General features: G+C 46.7%; 15 protein-coding genes. 8 read left to right on the top strand and 7 right to left on the bottom strand.

Annotation, left to right across the window (positions count from 1 at the left end; all coding sequences use genetic code 11):
• Together QTO00_RS00485 and QTO00_RS00490 are read right to left on the bottom strand one after the other, a co-directional pair.
• Positions 1-834 (bottom strand): type II toxin-antitoxin system HipA family toxin (locus QTO00_RS00485; protein ID WP_331422265.1); only part of this gene is annotated, 834 nt, incomplete at its 3' end.
• Positions 824-1,114, bottom strand: coding sequence for a helix-turn-helix domain-containing protein (locus QTO00_RS00490; RefSeq protein WP_262660455.1), 291 nt, complete (start codon positions 1,112-1,114; stop codon positions 824-826). The genes QTO00_RS00485 and QTO00_RS00490, both read right to left, overlap by 11 nt.
• A 450-nt stretch (positions 1,115-1,564) precedes the next feature.
• On the opposite strand from QTO00_RS00490, the gene QTO00_RS00495 reads away from it, so the two are divergent.
• Complete coding sequence (locus QTO00_RS00495) at positions 1,565-3,460, top strand: LTA synthase family protein (RefSeq protein ID WP_331422270.1); 1,896 nt, start codon at positions 1,565-1,567, stop codon at positions 3,458-3,460.
• Between the two features lie 46 nt (positions 3,461-3,506).
• Here QTO00_RS00495 and QTO00_RS00500 read toward each other — a convergent pair whose 3' ends face one another.
• A complete protein-coding gene (locus QTO00_RS00500; protein WP_331422271.1) occupies positions 3,507-3,932 on the bottom strand; it encodes a phosphate-starvation-inducible protein PsiE in 426 nt (141 codons plus the stop codon).
• Between the two features lie 277 nt (positions 3,933-4,209).
• Between QTO00_RS00500 and gmk the strand changes: the two genes are divergently transcribed.
• The 5 genes from gmk to recG all read left to right on the top strand — a co-directional run bounded on the left by gmk (position 4,210) and on the right by recG (position 10,404).
• Positions 4,210-4,833 carry a guanylate kinase gene (gmk, locus tag QTO00_RS00505; protein ID WP_331422272.1) on the top strand — a complete coding sequence of 208 codons (624 nt, stop codon included), beginning with the start codon at positions 4,210-4,212 and terminating at the stop codon, positions 4,831-4,833.
• Between the two features lie 158 nt (positions 4,834-4,991).
• Positions 4,992-5,264, top strand: a complete 273-nt coding sequence (rpoZ, locus tag QTO00_RS00510; protein ID WP_004410883.1) for a DNA-directed RNA polymerase subunit omega — start codon at positions 4,992-4,994, stop codon at positions 5,262-5,264.
• A 42-nt stretch (positions 5,265-5,306) separates the two neighbouring features.
• The gene (gene spoT, locus QTO00_RS00515) at positions 5,307-7,424 is read left to right on the top strand and encodes a bifunctional GTP diphosphokinase/guanosine-3',5'-bis pyrophosphate 3'-pyrophosphohydrolase (RefSeq protein ID WP_331422274.1); all 2,118 of its coding nucleotides are present in this window, start codon (positions 5,307-5,309) and stop codon (positions 7,422-7,424) included.
• An 84-nt stretch (positions 7,425-7,508) separates the two neighbouring features.
• The gene (gene trmH / locus QTO00_RS00520; protein ID WP_331422276.1) at positions 7,509-8,192 is read left to right on the top strand and encodes a tRNA (guanosine(18)-2'-O)-methyltransferase TrmH; all 684 of its coding nucleotides are present in this window, start codon (positions 7,509-7,511) and stop codon (positions 8,190-8,192) included.
• Between the two features lie 133 nt (positions 8,193-8,325).
• Entirely contained in the window at positions 8,326-10,404 is a 2,079-nt protein-coding gene (gene recG / locus QTO00_RS00525) for an ATP-dependent DNA helicase RecG (protein ID WP_331422278.1), read from the top strand.
• Between the two features lie 77 nt (positions 10,405-10,481).
• Here the strand turns inward: recG and cysQ are convergent, their stop codons facing one another.
• The 4 genes from cysQ to QTO00_RS00545 all read right to left on the bottom strand — a co-directional run bounded on the left by cysQ (position 10,482) and on the right by QTO00_RS00545 (position 13,539).
• Positions 10,482-11,309 (bottom strand): 3'(2'),5'-bisphosphate nucleotidase CysQ, encoded by an 828-nt coding sequence (gene cysQ, locus QTO00_RS00530; protein ID WP_331422279.1) that lies wholly within the window; start codon positions 11,307-11,309, stop codon positions 10,482-10,484.
• 49 nt (positions 11,310-11,358) lie between these two features.
• A complete protein-coding gene (gene nudE, locus QTO00_RS00535) occupies positions 11,359-11,907 on the bottom strand; it encodes an ADP compounds hydrolase NudE (RefSeq protein WP_331422281.1) in 549 nt (182 codons plus the stop codon).
• Between the two features lie 116 nt (positions 11,908-12,023).
• A complete protein-coding gene (gene nfuA / locus QTO00_RS00540) occupies positions 12,024-12,611 on the bottom strand; it encodes a Fe-S biogenesis protein NfuA (protein ID WP_038210188.1) in 588 nt (195 codons plus the stop codon).
• 226 nt (positions 12,612-12,837) lie between these two features.
• A complete protein-coding gene (locus QTO00_RS00545) occupies positions 12,838-13,539 on the bottom strand; it encodes a phosphoribosyltransferase family protein (RefSeq protein WP_331422282.1) in 702 nt (233 codons plus the stop codon).
• A gap of 69 nt (positions 13,540-13,608) precedes the next feature.
• On the opposite strand from QTO00_RS00545, the gene bioH reads away from it, so the two are divergent.
• Both bioH and QTO00_RS00555 read left to right on the top strand, forming a co-directional pair.
• Positions 13,609-14,394, top strand: a complete 786-nt coding sequence (gene bioH / locus QTO00_RS00550) for a pimeloyl-ACP methyl ester esterase BioH (protein WP_331422283.1) — start codon at positions 13,609-13,611, stop codon at positions 14,392-14,394.
• Positions 14,395-14,531: 137 nt separating this feature from the next.
• The gene (locus tag QTO00_RS00555) at positions 14,532-15,002 is read left to right on the top strand and encodes an ATP-dependent Lon protease (RefSeq protein ID WP_331422286.1); all 471 of its coding nucleotides are present in this window, start codon (positions 14,532-14,534) and stop codon (positions 15,000-15,002) included.
• The last annotated feature ends 1 nt before the right edge of the window (position 15,003 follow it).

Raw genomic sequence — 15,003 nt, forward strand, 5'->3', positions numbered from 1 at the left:
GCGCTTGCTGCCTGTGTCGGCCTGTTCAGTGACATAATCAAAACGCTTAAGCGCCAACCAAGCAGACGCACCACTTGTAGGTGGTGCTTCAATGAGTTGCCATTGCGGCGGTTGACACTTAGCAAGTTCTGCCATTTGTAAATAAACCGCCTCACACAAACCTTCTTCATGGCCAAGTGCGAGATTTTTAGAGGTAAATTTAATTAGCCACGCTTCATCACCAGGCTTTGCAAAGGTTCGACAATGCTGAGTTTCCCCAGCAGGCATATAAATTTGTGCCTTAGGTCTGGCCCCGCCCGAACTACCTCCGGCGACTAATGCGGCCAACACCTGTTGCGTATGCCCATCTAACTCATCGTGATTATCATCCATATAATCTGACATCGAAGAATCGAACAGCGTTTGTGCTTCTAAGCCTAACGTCGCTAAATCAATATCCGCGTGCGTAGTGGCTGAAAACTCAGACACCGGAGAAAAAGACAATGCTCCCATGCCTTTATCACCGACAAAGGCTAACCTATCCATCGCCGTTAATTGATTAGGCAGTATGCCCTTTTGCCGGAAAATACGATCTTGTAACAGCATGCCCCAGCCATCGGGCAAACAATCTCCAAATACGCCATGTACACCTTGGTGCGGCTGCTTAGGTGCGGCTTGAACTTGTATACTCGACTGTAAGGTAAACGGTGATAAATTGCCAAACTGCTGCAAATAGTCGTCAGCATACTGAAAAAAAACGCCTTGACGATTCTGCGCCAAGACTCCAACAGAGATCTGCTCACCTGAGCTTAGCGTGCGAGTCACGGCGAGTTTTTGAATGGGTTTAAAACTCATCTTTTAGCACCTCATCAATACTCGTGGGCATAGCAGCGCGTTCTTTGCTAGGTTGTGTGAGTTGATAGAGCCTCTCTAGCGAATCAAGGGTCTGCCATAGCAACAGCAATTGGCGAAATGAAATTTGCCCGGTCAGCTCAAACTTTTTAATGGTGGCCGCAGGTACACAGCTGCGCTCAGCAAGCGCCGCTCGTGACAGCTTTGCCTGCTTGCGTAACTCACGTAAATAAGCCGCATAGGCTTGGCTTACATCGGTATCATCAAGTAAGGTAAAATTCATCCGCACAGACCAGGTGGATACAGTTATATCCATTATAGCGAAATAAAACAGAAATTGGATACTATTGTGTCTATTATCAAATAAGGTGTTGAAAAATCACTCGATAAATCCCTTCTAAACTGCTATTTTTAAACCCTAGCAGCAGCATAAAAACGGCACTGTTTTTCCGTAGTTTTAGCCAAGAAGCACCACTAAGATTTAGTAAAAGCCATAGGCAAGTGGTGGGCAGTTTGGTGGGCAAACAGGCATTTTTGAACGGTTTCTTTTCGGTAACTTATTGATTTTTTGAGGGTCTAGACCGCTACTCAATGAGCAGATCCAGAATATAGAGTAACCGTGATTGGATACACTTATTCTACAGCTGCTAGCTAGTCACTCTAGTTAGCAGCTTGTTAGCAAAAGTCGCTAACTACGCCGACAAAAGAAAAATTAAAATTAAAATTAAAAACTATGCCTATTACCCTACTACGAATTCTTCTACCTTTAATTGGCATTGCTTTCGCCTCTAAGGTAATTTTTCTCACTGCCGCTTCAACCGCGAGTATTTCGCTTTTGTCCTTAGATGGGCTATACAGCCTGTTCTATGGTTTGAGATTTGATATCACATCGGCGGCTGCTCTTTCTGCTCCAATTATTATCGTCGCCCTGATTCTGCATTACACACGATTTAACGGCACTCAACTAATCAAAGCACTGATGATTGCCTCTGCACTTTGGCTGATCGGCACCACAATGTCAGACACCATTTACTCTGCAGATGCCAACAAGCATGTGACCTTTGAGATATTTACCTCAAAAGGTCTTGAACTTGAACTAATGCATACCGCCATAACCCAATACTGGCATTTAACCCTAATCGGTGTGGTTCTGATGCTAGCCACCTCTCTCGCTATCTGGAAGTCGAGCTTTATTCGCTGCAGCCAAGTACCTTCAAGTAAACTGAGTTTTTCCTTAAGTATTGTTGTCTGGTTGGCCTTTACGGTTACGGCAATACGTGGGGGATGGATGGATCATCCTCAGTCTCCAATGAGCGCCTATAATATTGGTGACAACGAACGTGCCTTTATCGCTTGGAGTGCACCATACAGCGTGACTTATCATCTAGCCAAAGGGGCCAAAAAATCCGCGTTCTATATCACCGAACCTGCTAGTGAACAGCTAAAGAATGAATTAGCTCAAACATCTAGAGCGCCAGAAAATCTAAACAACCTAAAAGATGCCAACATCATTTTCGTTTTACTCGAAAGCTGGGTATCTATCGATATGAAGAGCTACGGTTCGAAAATTGACTCTAGTCCTTATTTTGATGCGCTAAGAGAAAAGTCACTTTCTGCACATGCTATGTATGCTGATGGCTATCGCACTGTGCAAGGCATGTTTGCCAGTATGTGTTCGTTCCCTAACCCGAATGGTGGAATAGTAGCAAGCACCCAGTTGCAGAATAATCAATACTACTGTCTACCACATATGCTTAAGGATCGCGGTTGGGATACTCACTTTGTACAAGGCAGTGGCAAGGGCATTGTTGGCGCATTTGCTAAAACTCTTGGCTTTACTGAGTCGTATGGAAAAATGGATTACGACTTTGATTACGAGAAAAACGAATGGGGCTACATGGACGGCGGTATCTATCGTTTCTCTCTTGAACGCCTAGATGAAATGCAGCAAAAGAACCCAGACAAACCTGTATTTATGATGATCAACACAGGGACCACTCATAGCGATTACCTACCGGAGTCATTTGGTTACCCATTCGGCGATGAAAATCTATCCCAGATTAGAGCCAGCGTACAAAACCACGCTGACATTGACCTACATGAGTTTCTTACTAAGCTCGAAGGTCGTTTAAGCAAACCAACCCTTGTTGTGTTAATGTCTGACCACACAGCCATGGTTTCAGAGCCAGGGTTAGCAAAAAACTCAATTCCATTTCTAATCTACGCAACCGACGGTTCGATTGCGGCTAAACAGATTGATGCATCCGTTTCTCAACGAGATATCGGTGCGACCGTATTAGATTGGATGGGAGGTTATGCGCCATGGTTTACTGGTCAATCTTTACTTCAAGAGCAAGAGTCCTATCGCAGTAGCTTCTCAAATGGCAGCCGATTCTATTGGATTGATGGCCGCCATGTGGTTGCGATTAACTCACCTGACGGCGAACTTAAACGATGTTTCAGTATCGGTGATGATACTGCTACGTTGCAGAGAGAAGACTGCAGTGCCGATTGGGTAGAACCGCTTTACCAGCAAGGTCGAGACTTTAACGCGCTCACTCAAGAGCTACTGTTTGATGGTAAGACATTGGATTATCGCCAGCTACCTTCCTTATTTCCTACCGAATAGTTGACAGCGACTAACAAAGCCCCACATCGTTAACGGGGCTTTGTTTTTACTCATCTTTCAACTTAGTATTTCGGTCCACATAAGGCCAATAGTGATGCCCAACTCGAATTACCATGGTCGAAATGGCTAGAATTAATGCCGCAACGGATAACCACACCACAATTGTCGAGTCCATCTCCTTCATTCCCAAAGTGATATAACGAGCAATAGCCATCATGGCGATGTAGATCGGGTAGCGCACTGGAATCTTACCGTTGACCACAAATTGCTTAACCATGGCCAATACTTCAAGATAGATGAACATCAGTAGAATGTCGGTAAGCAGAACTCGCTTTTCAGTGAATACATGCACAAACTCTTCAACGATGGCATATAAGGTGGCGAGGGTAATCGCAATCAGCAACACGGCTTCCAAAACATGGAAACATCTTAGAAAGGGTTTACTAAACGAGTTAGGTAAGTGAGAAGGCATTGGTGATATCCATATCAGTCCATTGATTGGAATAGAGTTTATCATGAAATCATGAACAAAATTCAACCAGGTCACTTTTCTCACTACAACAATACAAGCAGCAGACACTCGAACAAACGATTGTAAGTTGTCCTAAATAGGCGATATGTGCTACTCTTCGCCTCCATTTTTCTGGCCTAAATTTCACCACATCGGTGTTTCTATACGGTCAGTGCTATCTTTAAGTGAGTCAGTGTAGTCGGCTGACAACAACCAAACCAAATGTGGGATCGTACCTATGGCTAAAGGCACTCTGTATATCGTATCTGCACCTAGTGGTGCTGGAAAATCTAGTCTAATTTCTGCCATGCTAGAAACTAATCCAACCTACGCGATGAAAGTGTCGGTATCTCATACTACTCGTGGTATGCGTCCTGGCGAACAAGATGGTGTTCACTACCACTTCGTACAAAAAGAGCACTTTGAAGAGCTCATTTCAAAAGGTGAGTTTCTAGAGTATGCAGAAGTGTTTGGCAACTACTACGGTACTTCTCGCGTTTGGATTGAACAAAACCTAGATAAAGGCATTGATGTGTTCCTCGACATCGACTGGCAAGGCGCTCGTCAGATCCGTGAACAGATGCCGTTGGCAAAAAGCCTATTTATCCTGCCACCATCAAATGGTGAGCTAGAGCGTCGTCTTAACGCCCGTGGCCAGGACAGCGATGCCGTTATTGCTAAGCGCATGGCAGAAGCAAAATCTGAAATCTCACACTATAGTGAGTACGACTACGTGATCATCAACGATGATTTCGACACTGCATTAATGGACTTTAAGGCCATCATTCGCGCAGAAAGATTGAAGCAAGACAAGCAAGCTGCTAAATATAAAGGCATGCTTGACGCGCTTTTAGCTGAATAAGTTGTAGCTTCGAGTTTCGAAGAGATAATAGATCTATTAACCAATAAGACGAGAGTTTCAACAAACTAGTGGCTCGTAACTAGTGACTAGCATCTAAGCCACTCTGCCTGTATAATTTCTCGTCATTCAAAATTTTAGTTAACTAATTTGGAGTTCTCATGGCACGCGTAACTGTACAAGACGCTGTTGAAAAAGTTGGCAACCGTTTCGACCTAGTTCTAATTGCGGCACGCCGCGCTCGTCAAATGCAAACTGGTGGCAAAGATTCACTAGTGCCAGAAGAGAATGATAAGCAAACGGTTATCGCTCTACGCGAAATCGAAGAGGGTCTTATCACTAAAGAGATTCTTGATGCACGTGAGCGTCAAGAGCAGCAAGAGCAAGAAGCCGCTGAACTAGCAGCTGTAAGCAGCATCGCTCACAGCCGTTAATTAGACCTTCTCGTCAATACAACTATCTTCCGGGCCTAAAGTTTGTATCTATTCGATAGCCTAAAAGACGTTGCCCAAGAATACCTAACAGAGCCTCAAATTGAGGCTCTGCGTCAATCTTATGTGGTAGCGAAAGATGCCCATGAAGGGCAGACCCGTTCAAGCGGGGAACCTTATATTATCCACCCTGTTGCTGTTTCACGTATCTTGGCTGAAATGCGCCTGGATATTGAAACACTGCAAGCAGCACTGCTTCATGACGTCATTGAAGACACCGAAGTCACCAAAGAGGAGCTTGAAGCTCAATTTGGTACTACTGTTGCTGAACTGGTGGATGGCGTTTCTAAGCTCGATAAGCTTAAGTTTCGCGATCGCAAGGAAGCTCAGGCAGAAAACTTCCGCAAGATGGTTCTTGCCATGGTGCAAGACATCCGCGTTATTCTGATTAAGCTCGCTGACCGTACGCACAACATGCGTACACTCGGTGCGCTACGCCCAGACAAAAAACGTCGTATCGCACGTGAAACTCTCGAAATTTACTCTCCATTGGCTCATCGCCTAGGTATCCACAACATCAAGACTGAGCTTGAAGAGCTTGGTTTTGAAGCGCTCTACCCGAATCGTTATCGCGTTCTAAAAGAGGTAGTAAAAGCGGCTCGTGGTAATCGTAAAGAGATGATCGAGCGTATCCATGAAGAGATCGAAGGTCGCCTCCAAGAGGTAGGACTTAAAGCTCGAGTATTTGGTCGCGAAAAAAACCTATTTTCCATCTACAACAAGATGAAGATTAAGGAACAGCGCTTCCATACCATTATGGATATCTACGCTTTTCGCGTGGTCGTCGAAGACGCTGATACTTGTTACCGAGTGCTCGGCCAGGTTCATAGTTTGTATAAACCGCGTCCCGGTCGCATGAAAGACTACATTGCAGTACCTAAAGCCAACGGTTATCAATCGATTCACACTTCAATGGTCGGCCCTCATGGCGTCCCTGTTGAAGTGCAGATCCGTACTGAAGATATGGATCAAATGGCAGATAAAGGTGTCGCGGCACACTGGTCATACAAAAACAACAGCGATCGCACCGGTACCACCGCGCAAGTGAAAGCTCAACGTTGGATGCAAAGCTTATTGGAGCTACAGCAAAGCGCGGGCAACTCATTTGAGTTTATCGAGAACGTTAAGTCAGACCTGTTCCCAGACGAAATCTACGTCTTTACGCCAAAAGGGCGTATCGTTGAGCTACCTGTTGGCGCAACCGCCGTCGATTTCGCTTATGCGGTGCATACTGATGTCGGTAATACCTGTGTTGGTGCACGTGTTGACCGCAATCCATACCCGCTGAGTAAGTCGCTCAAAAACGGTCAGACGATTGAAATCATCAGTGCGCCGGGTGCGCGTCCAAATGCCGCTTGGCTTAACTATGTGGTGACCTCTCGCGCACGTACTAAGATCCGCCAGGTTCTGAAAACGATGCGCCGTGAAGAGTCAATCACGCTAGGACGACGCCTACTTAACCACGCATTAGGTGAGCACTCACTAACTGATATTGATGAAGCCAACATCAACCATGTACTCAACGACCTCAAAATTGACACCATTGAAGACCTGTTAGCCGATATTGGTCTAGGTGAACTAATGAGTATCGTCATTGCTCGTCGTTTACTTGGCGATGCGGACGAACTAACAGAAGTGGCAGGCGATAGCGAAGGTAAGAAGAAGCTGCCAATCCGTGGGGCTGAAGGTATTCTTCTAACATTTGCTAACTGTTGTCATCCAATCCCAGACGATCACATCATCGCACACGTGTCTCCGGGCCGTGGTTTGGTTGTCCATCGCGAAATGTGTCCAAATGTACGTGGTTATCAAAAAGAACCAGACAAGTACATGGCGGTAGAATGGTCTGACGATTACGACAAAGAGTTTATTACTGAAGTCACTGTCGATGTGCAAAACCGTCAAGGCGCATTGGCCGAACTAACCAACGTTATTTCAAAAACTGGCTCAAACATTCACGGGCTCTCTACCGAGGAACGTGATGGACGCTTGTACACAGTAACGGTACTGCTAACGACTAAAGATCGTGTTCATCTTGCGGGCATCATGCGTAAGATTAAGGCGATGCCACAGACACTAAAAGTTCGTCGCCGCAAAAATTAGAGTTAAGTTCCTAGATAAAGATGTTCCTAGTTCCTAGAACCTACCTCTAGGAACTAGAAACTAGGGACTAGAAACTAAAAACCTATGAATTTAGAACGCTACAATCGAATCCAAGAAGTATTAAAAGCACGCCAATCTGATCTGACTCTTTGTTTGGAAGAAGTGCATAAGCCAAACAATGTCTCTGCGGTTATCCGCACTGCTGACGCCACGGGAGTACACAAAATTCACGCGGTTTGGCCAAATGAGATGCGCACACTCAGCCACACTTCAGCTGGAGCTCGTAACTGGGTGGATGTGGAAACCCACGACTCTATTGAAGAAGCAATCACTGAGCTTAAAGCCCAAGGGATGCAGGTACTTGTCACTAATTTGTCTGACACTGCGGTCGACTTTCGCGAGATTGACTACACCAAACCTACAGCCATCATTCTAGGCAGTGAGAAAATCGGCGCTTCAGAGCAAGCAAAACAGCTCGCCGACCAAGATATCATCGTGCCTATGGTAGGAATGGTTCAATCTCTCAACGTTTCAGTCGCCAGTGCGGTTATTCTTTATGAAGCGCAGCGTCAACGTGAAGCGGCTGGTATGTACGACAACGAAGTCAGTTCTGTACCAGAAGAGACCATTCACCGCTTACTGTTCGAGCGTGGCCACCCAGTATTGGCTAAAGTCGCCAAGCGTAAAGGTTTAGCGTATCCGCCACTGGACGACCAAGGCCAGATCGTCGCAGATGACGAATGGTGGGCAGAGATGCAGAAGAGATAATAGTTCCTAGTCTCTAGATCCTAGAGTCCAAAATCTAAGGACTAGGCACTAGGAACTCCCCCTCTTTACTGTACAAAAACACAGATCGATGGTTAACTATCACTAACTTAGTGTATGACTTGTCGAGCGTTTTATGTCCCAACTGCTATCTGCGATTCCTTTAACTTCTCTCACTGGTGTTGGCGCCAAGGTAGCAGAGAAGCTCGCAAAAGTTGGGCTCCATTCAGTTCAAGACCTACTGTTTCACCTACCGCTACGCTACGAAGACCGCACTCGTGTCTACCCAATGGTTAAGTTGCACGCTGGCTTATGGGCAGCAGTGCAAGGTAAGGTGATGAGCGTAGATACCCTGTTTGGTAAACGCAAAATGCTGTCGGTGAAAATCAGTGACGGCAATGGCACTGTCACATTGCGCTTCTTTAATTTCACAGCAGGAATGAAGAATAACTTCAGTGAAGGTAAAACCGTTCACGCCTATGGTGAGATTAAACGTGGTGGTTATGGCTTAGAGATTGTCCATCCCGACTACAAGTTCTACGCACCGAACCAAACGACTCAGGTAGAGCAAACTCTGACGCCAGTTTATCCAACAACTGATGGACTGAGGCAAATTACACTACGCAATCTTACCGACCAAGCGCTTGAGTTACTCGACAAAGCGGCAGTCCAAGAGCTACTGCCTAGCGGTTTATACGATCAGCAAATTACTTTGGCGCAAGCGCTACACACCATACATCGACCGCCACCAAGCATAGATCTAGCGCAATTTGATGAGGGTAAACACCCAGCCCAGATCCGCTTAATTATGGAGGAGTTGCTGGCACAGAACTTGTCGATGTTGGCGGTGCGTAGCAAAGGTCAGCAAGACACAGCATTACCGCTACTCGCTCGCAACAAACTTAAGCAGCAACTGCTCGACCAACTTCCCTTTTCACCGACCAATGCTCAAGCACGCGTAGTGGGTGAAATCGAACAAGATCTCGAAAAAACACACCCTATGATGCGCCTAGTTCAAGGAGATGTGGGGGCAGGTAAAACACTAGTCGCAGCGCTTGCCGCTCTGCGCGCCCTTGAGCATGGCTACCAAGTAGCACTAATGGCACCTACAGAGCTGCTTGCTGAACAACACGCAATTAATTTCGCGGCTTGGCTCGAACCTATGGGCATCAAGGTAGGTTGGCTCGCTGGCAAACTGAAAGGTAAAGCCAAAGAAACGGAGCTAGCACAAATCGCCAATGGTGAAGCGCAAATGGTGGTCGGCACCCATGCTTTGTTCCAAGAGCATGTCGAGTTTCATCACTTGGCTTTGGTTATCATTGATGAACAACATAGATTTGGTGTCCACCAGCGCCTAGAGCTGCGTGAAAAAGGGGCTAAACAAGGTGCTTATCCGCACCAGTTGATTATGACAGCCACTCCAATCCCTCGTACGCTGGCAATGACTGCTTATGCTGATTTAGAGACTTCAGTCATCGATGAGCTTCCTCCAGGCCGAACGCCAATTCAGACCGTTGCCATCCCTGACACTAAGCGCGACGATATTGTTGAACGAGTGAGAAATGCTTGCCTCAACGAAGGTAAACAAGCTTACTGGGTGTGTACTCTAATTGATGAGTCAGAAGTGCTTGAAGCTCAAGCCGCTGCCGACACAGCAGAAGAGCTACAACGTAAGCTACCTGACGTAAAAATAGGCTTAGTTCATGGCCGAATGAAACCTGCTGAAAAGCAAGCCGTGATGCAGGACTTCAAAGACAACAAGCTGCACTTATTGGTTGCGACCACAGTGATTGAAGTAGGAGTGGATGTACCAAACTCAAGCTTAATGATCATCGAAAACCCAGAGCGGCTTGGTTTGGCTCAACTTCACCAACTACGGGGTCGTGTAGGCCGAGGTAGTGTCGCCAGTCACTGTGTGCTGCTCTACCATTCGCCACTATCAAAGACCGCTCAGAAGCGCTTAGGTGTTCTACGTGAAAGCAATGATGGCTTTGTTATCGCGCAGCGAGACTTGGAGATCCGAGGCCCCGGTGAACTGCTCGGTACTAAGCAGACCGGCATGGCCGACTTTAAGATTGCCGATCTGGTTCGTGACCAACGCCTTATCCCTGAAATACAGCGCATTGCTCGCCATATTCACGACAATCACCCGCAAAACGCTGTCGCGATTATTGACCGTTGGCTTGGCGATAGAGACGTGTACTCGAAGGCGTAGTAAGAAGAAGGAAAGTTCCTGGTTCCTAGTTCCTAGAAATACACTCACCTTCTAGGCACTAGGCACTAAAAACTACCCTAATCCTTCACCTGCAAAATCTCACCCCACGGCAAGCTCTCATCACCCAAGACAATAAAGTTTGGGTTCTCTAGCGTGTCACGTTCATTGTAAGAAAGCGGCTCAAGTAAGGTGCTTAGAATACGTCCGCCAGCCTCTTCAACAATACATTGAGTTGCCGCCGTATCCCACTCGCCGGTAGGACCGAGCCGTAGGTAACAGTCAACAGCCCCTTCGGCAACTAAACACGCTTTCAATGCTGCGGAGCCAAGAGGGACTAAATCATAGTTCCAACCACTGCTCATCCGACTGGTGATACGGTTAATATCCTGGCGGCGACTAATTGCAATCGCAATCGGGCTTTGTTGCCCATCGTGTTGGTGAGTTTTAATTCGCACGCTTTCGTTCAGATCGGGAATCTTCCAGGCGCCTTTACCTTGGTAGGCGTAGTAAGTCACCCCAGACACAGGTCCATAAACCACCCCCATCACTGGCTTGTTATTTTCAACCAAGGCAATGATAGTCGCGAAATCTCCACTGCGAGCGATGAACTCTTGAGTCCCATCAAGCGGATCCACTAGCCAGTAACGCTCCCATTGCGAGCGCTTGTCTAAGCTAATATCCGCATCTTCTTCCGATAAAACCGGGATATCAGGCGTCATATCTGTAAGCTTTTCAACCACCAGTTTGTGCGCGGCAATATCGGCACTGGTCACTGGCGTTTCATCGCTTTTAGTGAACTCCTCGTACTCTTTCTTCTCGTAGATATCGAGAATCAGCTGCCCTGCACTGCGGGCAATTTCAATCACTGCTGGCAAATGATGAGAAAGGTCTTCTTTGATTGGCATAAAAAATCCTTAGCGCTCTACCTACTCGTCCCTCAAAAAGGAACCTTGATTATGGTTTTAAAATTCGTAGAGCAAGCAACAGCGCAGTAATACTCCGCGCTTCACAAAAATCAAGGTGCGTTAGCAGCTCTTCAGCTTGCGCTAAAGGCCAACGAACCACTTCTAACGGTTCAGGCTCATCACCTACTAATTGCTCTGAGTATAGATCTTGAGCAATAAATAAGGTCATTTTGCTTGAGAAATAAGAAGGGGCAAGAACCACTTCTTTTAACGGCGTTAATGTTTTAGCACCAAAGCCAATCTCTTCTTTCAGTTCACGCTCAGCCGCTTGTTGAGGTGTCTCGCCCGGGTCAATTAGCCCTTTAGGAAAGCCAAGCTCGTAACGTTCAGTGCCAGCGGCGTACTCTCTAACGAGCAATATATCGCCCTGTTCTGTAATAGGCACCATCATGACCGCATTGCGACCACTGGGTTTCATTCGCTCGTACGTTCGCTGCTCACCATTGCTAAAGCACAAATCCAAGGCTTCAATCGCAAACAAGCGCGATTGAGCGACGGTCTGCTTTGCCAATATTTCTGGTGGGTTCCGTTTAGCCACGTACTTACTCCTATTTATGAAGCGGGGGTTCTCTTAATATATGAGAAATTTGTCATCTTTGAAAACAAAAAAAGGGCTGACATTGCTGCCAACCCTATGTATTTCATTCTAATTACTTAGTAGTAAGAGTGCTCACCGCGATCATGCTCAGTGGCATCGCGAACCGCAGAAAGCTCACCTTCAAACTGCTGCAGTAGTTCTTTCTCGATGCCCTCTTTTAGGGTCACATCAACCATAGAACAACCGTTGCAACCACCACCAAAGGCAACAATAGCAACGCCTTCCTCGGTAATTTCTACTAGGTTTACATGACCACCATGGCCAGCAAGCTGAGGGTTAACCTGAGTTTGAATTGCGTACTCAACACGTTCAACCAAAGGCGCGTCATCAGACACCTTGCGCATTTTAGCGTTCGGCGCTTTCAACGTTAGCTGAGAGCCCATTTTATCGGTTACAAAATCAATTTCAGCGTCTTCCAAAAATGGCAGACTTAGCTCATCAATAAATGCTGAGAAAAATTCAAACTCTAGCTCGGTATCTGTAGATTCCACCGCTTCTGGAGGGCAGTAAGAGACACCGCACTCTGCGTTTTGAGTGCCAGGGTTTACCACGAATACACGAATATTAGTGCCTTCTGGCTGCTGACCTAACAGGTTAGCAAAGTGTTTTTGGGCAGTTTCTGTAATAGTAATTGTATTTGACACGACGAATACCTGAGTAATTTTGTAGGCTATTTGTTCATCATTCTACTCCTGAAAAACAAGAGATCTAGCCTTTTAGTCAAATTATATGCCCAAAATAACTGAAGTTGCCGCACGGTAACAAGACTATTCAACCCTACGAACATAAGTGTACTATGCGATTTGGGCGACTAGCCTTCCGGTGAACTGACGCACTGAACAAGGCTGCAGACTCAAGAATGAAGGGGGACTAGTCTGCTGGCTCAGGAGTACGGCAAATGCAGTAGATATCAATCCTGTTCACCCCCGCTTCAAGCAGCAATTGACATAAATGCCGCACTGTACTGCCTGTGGTCACAACATCATCGACAATCGCGATATGCGCTACCAAAACGTCATCTGTGAGACGAAATGCTTTATCCAAATTCCTTCGACGCTGTGATTTGGTTAACCCTTGCTGTTGGGCCGTCGACCTAACACGAGTGAATAAGTTGCTATAAGAGACGTTGAGTTTTTTTGACAGGGAGCGAGCGATAAGCTCACTTTGATTGAATCCACGACGTAGCTTCCGCTGCCAATGCAAAGGCACACTAGTAATGAGCTGCGGAGACTCGTCAATACGTGGCTCGAGCAAACTGGCTAGCTTTCGCGCCTGCCAGAATTGGCGCTCATACTTAAGCTGATGCACATAACCCGACAATGGCGCTTGGTAATCACCAACGCAGTAAAGTCGATGCCAACTTGGCGGTTGCATCAGGCACTGGCCACAGACATCAACCTCATAAACGGTTGGCAAGCCACAGCACTGACATCTAGGCAGTGGCGCAAAGCTCTGTGAGCAGTGTTGACAAATGCCACTGCTCGGATAGGGCTTGCTGAGCGGCAACTGACAAACCTCGCAATGCATAGGTAACAGGTCGGCGATGTATTTCACTACCCTTTGAGTTAACATGGCCCCATTCCATGACAATAATCGTTCCATGATTGTGTCAACCAAGCGAAACGTAAAAGGGTGGAAATAGTGGGACTTAACGAGAGCCAAACTGAATCTTTATATTGGCAATCCAGTGGTCAAGGCAATGATCTAGTTTTGATTCATGGTTGGGGTATGAATGGCGCAGTGTGGCAACAGACAGTTGAAATCCTCAGTCAGCATTTTTGCGTCCACGTAGTGGACCTGCCCGGCTTTGGTCATAGTCATCAATCTAGCTTTGAGAACATGGACGATCTCGCTGAACAGGTGCTACAACACGCGCCAAATAAGGCCATTTGGTTAGGGTGGTCTCTCGGTGGCCTACTCGCTACGCATATCGCGCTCAATCACCCGGAACGAGTACAAAAGCTTATCACGGTAGCAAGCTCACCTAAATTTGCTGCAGAAAGACCTTGGCGCGGCATTCAGGCCAATGTACTCAGTGCCTTTACCGCACAACTGGTCGATGACTTCCAACTGACGATCGAGCGTTTTATGGCATTACAAGCCATGGGCAGTCCGTCAGCTAGACAAGACGTTAAGCTGCTGAAGAAAGCGGTACTGTCTCGTCCAACACCGAACCCTACTTCCCTGCTTGCTGGTCTGCAGCTTTTAGCCGATCTCGACTACCGAACAGAGCTAGAAAATCTAACCATCCCAATGCTGCGCCTATACGGTCGACTTGATGGATTAGTCCCTGCAAAAGTCGCCACTGACGTCGATTCTCTGGCGCCCGAAAGCGACAGTTTTATCTTTGCAGAGTCTTCCCATGCGCCCTTTATGACTGAGCTCGAAAACTTCTGCAAACAAGTTCGCCAATTCATTGACAATTAACCCTGCAAATGAACAATGTGCAAAAAAGTAGCAAAGTACGCTAAACATTTTTGTACATTGGTCGATAAATAATCTAACCGAAAGAGTTCTAGGGGCGATTGTCCCAACTCTCAGGTTGGGAGTGAGGAGGTAAATGAATGCTCGTATCACCTACGAACGTTAGTGTTCCACTCATCGCCCCATCGGTTAATGTGCAAACGGAACAAGCGGCACGCGACAACAAAGTCCGAGAGCCAATTGCACCAACGATTGCATTGACCAAGAGCAACGCAGAACGAAAGGTAACAGCAGACGATAAACGGCGAAGGCAATCATCATGGGATCCGTCCGAGCATCCAAGCTATGAGACGGAAGAAAGTGGTCATTCTGTTGCGGTTTCTCAGGAAGAACCTAAAGATACTCTCGAACGGTTATTCCAACTGTTGGCACTGGAAAGTTATAGCGCACATCAAGGTAAAGGCTACGCCATGCGTTTTCGTTTGCCGAGACGCATAATCGATGCGGCGATAACAGAAGGGATGATGGAAAAGCGCAGAACCGTGATTAAATTCCATTACGGTCATGCGGTGGCCCCTAACACCCCATCTGACGTAATTGCGGTGTTGTAGT

The sequence above is a fragment of the Vibrio sp. M260118 genome (assembly GCF_036533755.1).
Lineage (GTDB): Bacteria > Pseudomonadota > Gammaproteobacteria > Enterobacterales > Vibrionaceae > Vibrio.

Excerpts from the sequence above, each read along its gene's own strand:
- QTO00_RS00555 (WP_331422286.1), top strand. The coding sequence starts at position 14,532 with ATGCTCGTATCACCTACGAACGTTAGTGTTCCACTCATCGCCCCATCG.
- QTO00_RS00490 (WP_262660455.1), bottom strand. The coding sequence starts at position 1,114 with ATGAATTTTACCTTACTTGATGATACCGATGTAAGCCAAGCCTATGCG.
- gmk (WP_331422272.1), top strand. The coding sequence starts at position 4,210 with ATGGCTAAAGGCACTCTGTATATCGTATCTGCACCTAGTGGTGCTGGA.
- QTO00_RS00500 (WP_331422271.1), bottom strand. The coding sequence starts at position 3,932 with ATGCCTTCTCACTTACCTAACTCGTTTAGTAAACCCTTTCTAAGATGT.
- QTO00_RS00545 (WP_331422282.1), bottom strand. The coding sequence starts at position 13,539 with ATGTTAACTCAAAGGGTAGTGAAATACATCGCCGACCTGTTACCTATG.
- rpoZ (WP_004410883.1), top strand. The coding sequence starts at position 4,992 with ATGGCACGCGTAACTGTACAAGACGCTGTTGAAAAAGTTGGCAACCGT.
- recG (WP_331422278.1), top strand. The coding sequence starts at position 8,326 with ATGTCCCAACTGCTATCTGCGATTCCTTTAACTTCTCTCACTGGTGTT.
- trmH (WP_331422276.1), top strand. The coding sequence starts at position 7,509 with ATGAATTTAGAACGCTACAATCGAATCCAAGAAGTATTAAAAGCACGC.
- QTO00_RS00495 (WP_331422270.1), top strand. The coding sequence starts at position 1,565 with ATGCCTATTACCCTACTACGAATTCTTCTACCTTTAATTGGCATTGCT.
- cysQ (WP_331422279.1), bottom strand. The coding sequence starts at position 11,309 with ATGCCAATCAAAGAAGACCTTTCTCATCATTTGCCAGCAGTGATTGAA.